Here is a 4,854-nt window from a genome sequence, read left to right on the forward strand (position 1 = left end):
CGGCCGAAAGGGTCAAGCTGATGGAGAGAATGAGCCGATTCGCTCCCTGCGAATTTTATCACGACTTCATGAAGACACTGCTGGCGGGGTGAGGTCGTCCGGTCCGCGAACCACTGCCGGGATGTCTGGGTTCAGGCCACAAAAAAAGCACCCGTCAGGGTGCTTTTTGCTGTTTGGTGGAGGCGGGGGGAATTGAACCCCCGTCCGCCGGCACTCGCCCATCAGCTCTACATGCTTAGTTCCGTCTTTTGATTTAACGCAGTGCACTCCGACGGGCAGGATGGCACCTTGCGATCTCTCTAAGGTTTAACGAATGTCAGGAGAGCGCTGACATCCGCGGTCCCATCAGCTTTAGCTCATATCCCCGCCGCGATGAATGGGCACATCGCTTTGGGGCCAGGCTAACAACTAGCAGTTTTTACGCTGCCAGCGCGCCTTGAGCGTAGTTTTCGTCGTTTGCGACTATTCAATTGCAACGTTGGATTTACGAGATACGTTACACTCTCGGCATGCACCTCAGGGATTGTCACCGGCGTCGAAGCCATGTCGCCCCCGTACAACCCGTTCATTCTATCAGATGGTGACGAGCCCACGCCATATCAAGTGCCGACTCAAGCATTTAGCGCCGCCTCAGGCATGATCCCTCATGACCCGGGCCTTCTCGCGATTCCAGTCGCGCTCTTTCTCGGTGGCGCGCTTGTCGTGCAGTTGCTTGCCACGCACCAAGGCCAGCTCGCACTTGACCAGGTTCTGCTTCCAGTAGAGCTTGAGCGGCACACAGGTGTGCCCCTTCTCCTGCGTCCTGGAGAAGATCCTGGCGATCTCCTTGCGATGCAGCAGCAGCTTGCGCGTCCGGGTCGGGTCCGCGAGCACGTGGGTGCTGGCCGTATTGAGCGGCATGATATGACTACCCAGCAGCCACGCCTCGCCGTTCTTGACCAGGATATAGGTGTCGGTCAGCTGAGCCTTGCCTGCGCGAAGACTCTTGACCTCCCAGCCGGCCAGCGACAGGCCTGCCTCGAAGGTCTCGTCGATATGATATTCGAACCGAGCCTTCTTGTTCTGGGCGATCGTGTTGCTGCTAGGCGCGTTGCCTTTTTTCTTACCCATGACACCTCTTTGCGGCGTTATCCGGTATGCCCCACTGCCAATGCATTCGATGACCTGCGCGCCGTGCGCTATGGTCGTCACGCCATGCGTCGAGGGAGCGCGTTGGCGAAGCATCGTGTGAAGCCTGGTTATGAGGGCAGCCGTGATACCATTCAAGCCATCTAAACGGAGCCCCATGATACGCATGTCGGGGCGATAAATCAGCGGAGACCCCTATGCCCAGCGTGAATCGGTCTGCATTCGTTCGGCATACACCGGAGCAGATGTTTGAACTGGTCAATGATTTCGAGCGTTACCCCGAATTCCTACCCGGATGTCGGCGGGCCAGCGTCGTCGAGCAGGGAGACGGCTATCTGATTGGCCGAATGACGTTGGCCAAGGGCGGCGTGGAGCAGAGCGTGACCACACGCAACGATCTCGAACGTCCCGAACGCATCGACCTTTCGCTCGTCGACGGCCCCTTCAAGCGGCTGAGCGGACAGTGGCATTTTCGAGCGATGGGCGAAGACGCCTGCAAGATCGAGCTCGAGATGAGCTTCGAGTTCAGCAACCGCCTGCTGGGCATGGCGTTCGGCCGGCTGTTCCAGCAGGTGGCGGGCCAGTTGGTCGACGCCTTCACGCGCCGCGCCGATCAGGTCTACGGACGCTAGCAGGTATGCCGATGGAGTCCATCGAAGTCGCCTTCGCGACCCCCGAACACCAGACGATCGTGCGCTTGACACTCGAGCCCGGCATCGATGCCAGGCGGGCGGTCATGCTGGCCGACCTGCCGAGCCGGCATCCGGCATGGAGGGGCTTCGACTTCACGCAGGCGCCGTTGGGAATCTTCGGCGAGCGCCTGCCCTCTCCGGAGGAGTACCAGCCGGTGGCCGGCGATCGCATCGAGGTCTATCGGCCGCTGGAACTCGACCCCAAGCAGGCACGACGCGAACGGGCGGCCAACGCTTCGACGCGTTGAGCCGGCCGTTCGTCCGGTAGCGCGGGGGGATCTCAGATACCGCTGGGGCCGATCTGCGGAACCGACGCGCTCTCGCCGGCGCCTTCCACGGCAGGCCCTGGACCATCGTCCTGGTTCAGCTCGACGTCCGAGTCCATGTCGCCGGATTTGGCGATGTCGACCAGCTGGTCGTCCTGGAAAGTCAGCGTCAGGCGCTTCTGCACCGTGCCGCCGTAGGCTTCGTCGAGATAGAAGACGTAATCCCACTGATCCGATGAAAAGGGCGCTTCCAGCAGCGGCGTTCCCATTATGTAGGCCACCTGTGAACGGCTCATGCCGGGATGAAGTTGGGACACCATGTCCTGGGTGATGAGATTGCCTTGCGGGATATCCCTTTTGTAGACGCCGAAGTAGCTGCAGCCGGCGATGAGCGAGACTGCGAGGAGGAGTACGACCGTTCTGATCAGATTTTGCATTTGAGTCCGTCTTTCACTATCGTTGCGTGGATTGATCATACCCGACACGAGACGCTACTGCGAAGAGCGACCATGGCCGACGAAAACCAAGAATTGCGTAAGGCGGGGCTGAAGGTCACTCTGCCGCGCGTCAAGATTCTGCAGATCCTCGAAGCGACTCGTAAGGAAGAAGAGCTCCACATGAGCGCCGAGGACGTCTACAAGGCCTTGCTGGAGTCTGGAGAAGATGTCGGGTTGGCGACGGTCTATCGCGTATTGACTCAATTCGAAGCGGCAGGACTGGTCGTCCGCCACAATTTCGACGGCGGCCACGCGGTCTTCGAGATGTCCCAGGAAGAGCACCATGACCACATGGTGGATCTCGAGTCCGGCGAGATCGTCGAGTTCTACGACGAAGAGATCGAGCGCCGTCAGCGCGAGATCGTCGAGGAGCACGGCTACGAGCTGGTCGAGCATGCGCTGGTACTGTACGTTCGCCCCCGCGGCTCCAAGGCGACACGCCAGGATGGCATCAAGAAGTAATCTCCACGTCGCCGGTGGAAACACGACAGAACATCAAAACGCCGACCCTTGGGTCGGCGTTTTTCGTATGTCTCTCCCCGCTGCGGCTCGACGCTCCGGCCCCTGATTCTCGTGGGACGGTCTGTATCAGTGTGCCGAGCTCTGACTGGCCGCCAGCATCTCGCGGGCATGGGCCAGCGTCCGGTTGGAGAGCTTGACGCCTCCCAGCATCCGCGCCAGCTCGCGTACCCGCCCGGCCTCGTCTAGCTGGGACATCAGGGTGCGGGTCGTATCGTCGCTGGAGTGCTTCTCGATATGCAGGTGCTGGTGCGCCTGTGCGGCGACCTGGGGCAGGTGGGTCACGGTCATGACCTGGGCATCGCTGCCCAGCCGCCGCAGCAACTGCCCGACGATCTCGGCGGTAGCGCCGGAGATGCCGACGTCGACCTCGTCGAAGACCAGCGTCGCCAAGGTACTGTGGCTCGCGGCCACGACCTGAATCGCCAGGCTGACGCGGGAGAGTTCGCCGCCCGAGGCGACCTTGGCCAGCGGGCGGGTCGGCTGGCCCGGGTTGGCGCTGATCTGGAGGCTGACCCGATCCAGCCCGTGGGGCTGGGGCGTCTCCAGCGGCGTGACCTCGACGGCGAAGCGCGCCTTGTCCATTCCCAGGAACGCCAGTTGCTCCTGAACCTGTCGGGCGAAAACCTTGGCGGCACGCTGCCGCGTTTCGCTGATCTCCCTGGCGCCGTCACGGTATTGCTGGCGCAGTTCGTCGAGCCGGCTCCTCAGCGTCTCGAGATCGTCGTCGCCGCCGTCGAGCGCCTCCAGTTCCTGCCGCAGCCGGCGATGCAGCTCGCTCAGCTCCTCCGGCATGACGTGATGCTTGCGCGCAATACGATGGATCTCGCCGAGTCGCTCCTCGACCCAGGCCAGCCGCTGCGGATCGAGCTCGGTGGACTCGACGAAATGATGCAGCTCGCGGGCCGCCTCCTCGAGCTGGATCTGGGCATCATTGAGCATGCCGAGCGCTTCCGCCAGGCTACCGCGGTCGCTTCCCGGTACCCGCGAGAGCCGTTGGGTCGCCTGTGAAAGCAGCGTCAATGCGCCACTCTCGTCGTGGTCGCAGCTATCCGCCGCGAACTGCGCCTCGCGCAGGCTCTCCTCGAGATGGGCCAGCGTCTCCTGCTCCTGTTCCAGGCTGGCGAGTTCGTCGGCCTGGAGATAGAGCTGATCCAGCTCCTCGACCTGATAGCGCAGCAGCTGGCGCTTGGCTTGACGCTCCTCGTCGTTCTCGCTGCGTTCGCGATACTGCCGGCGCAGCGCATGCCATTGGCGATGCAGGTCGCCAAGCTCGGCGACCGCCTTGTGATGACCGGCGGCGTCGTCGAGCAGGCGACGGTGCGTGTCCTCGCTGAGCAGGGCCTGATGGGCGTGCTGGCTATGCACGTCGATCAGGCACTCACCCAGTTCACGCAGGTCGGCGATGGTGCAGGGCTGGCCGTTGATCCACGCCTTGGAGCGTCCGCTGGCGGTGACGACGCGGCGAAGAAGACAGTCGTCCGTCGCGAGTTCGCGGGCGGCCAACCAGGTCTTGGCGTCCTCCCGCTCCGCGATATCGAAACGCGCACTCAGATCGGCGCGGTCGGCGCCGTGGCGCACGCCGCCGGCGTCGGCCCGCTCGCCCAGGCAGAGGCCCAGCGCGCCGAGCAGGATCGACTTGCCGGCACCGGGCTCGCCGGTGATGGCGGTCATGCCGGCCTGGAACTCCAGATCCAGCGTGTCGACGGCGATGTCCTCGTACTGAAGCGTGAGCTTGCCCGCCTCGACCTA

At 62.9% G+C, this 4,854-nt stretch carries 6 protein-coding genes and 1 other RNA gene; 3 read left to right on the forward strand and 4 right to left on the reverse strand.

Features of this window, described 5'->3' with window-relative positions; genetic code table 11:
- Positions 1 to 174: 174 nt before the first annotated feature.
- Positions 175 to 554: a transfer-messenger RNA gene (ssrA, locus tag AC3AYF_RS18210) on the reverse strand.
- Positions 555 to 630: 76 nt separating this feature from the next.
- Entirely contained in the window at positions 631 to 1,110 is a 480-nt protein-coding gene (gene smpB, locus AC3AYF_RS18215; protein WP_110597749.1) for an SsrA-binding protein SmpB, read from the reverse strand.
- A gap of 215 nt (positions 1,111 to 1,325) precedes the next feature.
- On the opposite strand from smpB, the gene AC3AYF_RS18220 reads away from it, so the two are divergent.
- Positions 1,326 to 1,760, forward strand: coding sequence for a type II toxin-antitoxin system RatA family toxin (locus tag AC3AYF_RS18220; RefSeq protein WP_149435546.1), 435 nt, complete (start codon positions 1,326 to 1,328; stop codon positions 1,758 to 1,760).
- Between the two features lie 11 nt (positions 1,761 to 1,771).
- Positions 1,772 to 2,068, forward strand: a complete 297-nt coding sequence (locus tag AC3AYF_RS18225; protein ID WP_365677452.1) for an RnfH family protein — start codon at positions 1,772 to 1,774, stop codon at positions 2,066 to 2,068.
- 32 nt (positions 2,069 to 2,100) lie between these two features.
- On the opposite strand, the gene AC3AYF_RS18230 is transcribed toward AC3AYF_RS18225, so the two are convergent.
- A complete protein-coding gene (locus AC3AYF_RS18230; protein WP_295039352.1) occupies positions 2,101 to 2,523 on the reverse strand; it encodes an outer membrane protein assembly factor BamE in 423 nt (140 codons plus the stop codon).
- 72 nt (positions 2,524 to 2,595) lie between these two features.
- Between AC3AYF_RS18230 and fur the strand changes: the two genes are divergently transcribed.
- Entirely contained in the window at positions 2,596 to 3,045 is a 450-nt protein-coding gene (fur, locus tag AC3AYF_RS18235) for a ferric iron uptake transcriptional regulator (protein WP_149435543.1), read from the forward strand.
- A gap of 126 nt (positions 3,046 to 3,171) precedes the next feature.
- Here fur and recN read toward each other — a convergent pair whose 3' ends face one another.
- Positions 3,172 to 4,815 (reverse strand): DNA repair protein RecN, encoded by a 1,644-nt coding sequence (recN, locus tag AC3AYF_RS18240; RefSeq protein ID WP_487780143.1) that lies wholly within the window; start codon positions 4,813 to 4,815, stop codon positions 3,172 to 3,174.
- Positions 4,816 to 4,854: the final 39 nt, after the last annotated feature.

This window comes from Salinicola sp., from assembly GCF_982684285.1.

What these genes read in the sequence shown, in the direction of transcription:
- smpB (WP_110597749.1), bottom strand. Translation starts at nt 1,110, where the DNA reads ATGGGTAAGAAAAAAGGCAACGCGCCTAGCAGCAACACGATCGCCCAG.
- AC3AYF_RS18220 (WP_149435546.1), top strand. Translation starts at nt 1,326, where the DNA reads ATGCCCAGCGTGAATCGGTCTGCATTCGTTCGGCATACACCGGAGCAG.
- AC3AYF_RS18225 (WP_365677452.1), top strand. Translation starts at nt 1,772, where the DNA reads ATGGAGTCCATCGAAGTCGCCTTCGCGACCCCCGAACACCAGACGATC.
- AC3AYF_RS18230 (WP_295039352.1), bottom strand. Translation starts at nt 2,523, where the DNA reads ATGCAAAATCTGATCAGAACGGTCGTACTCCTCCTCGCAGTCTCGCTC.
- fur (WP_149435543.1), top strand. Translation starts at nt 2,596, where the DNA reads ATGGCCGACGAAAACCAAGAATTGCGTAAGGCGGGGCTGAAGGTCACT.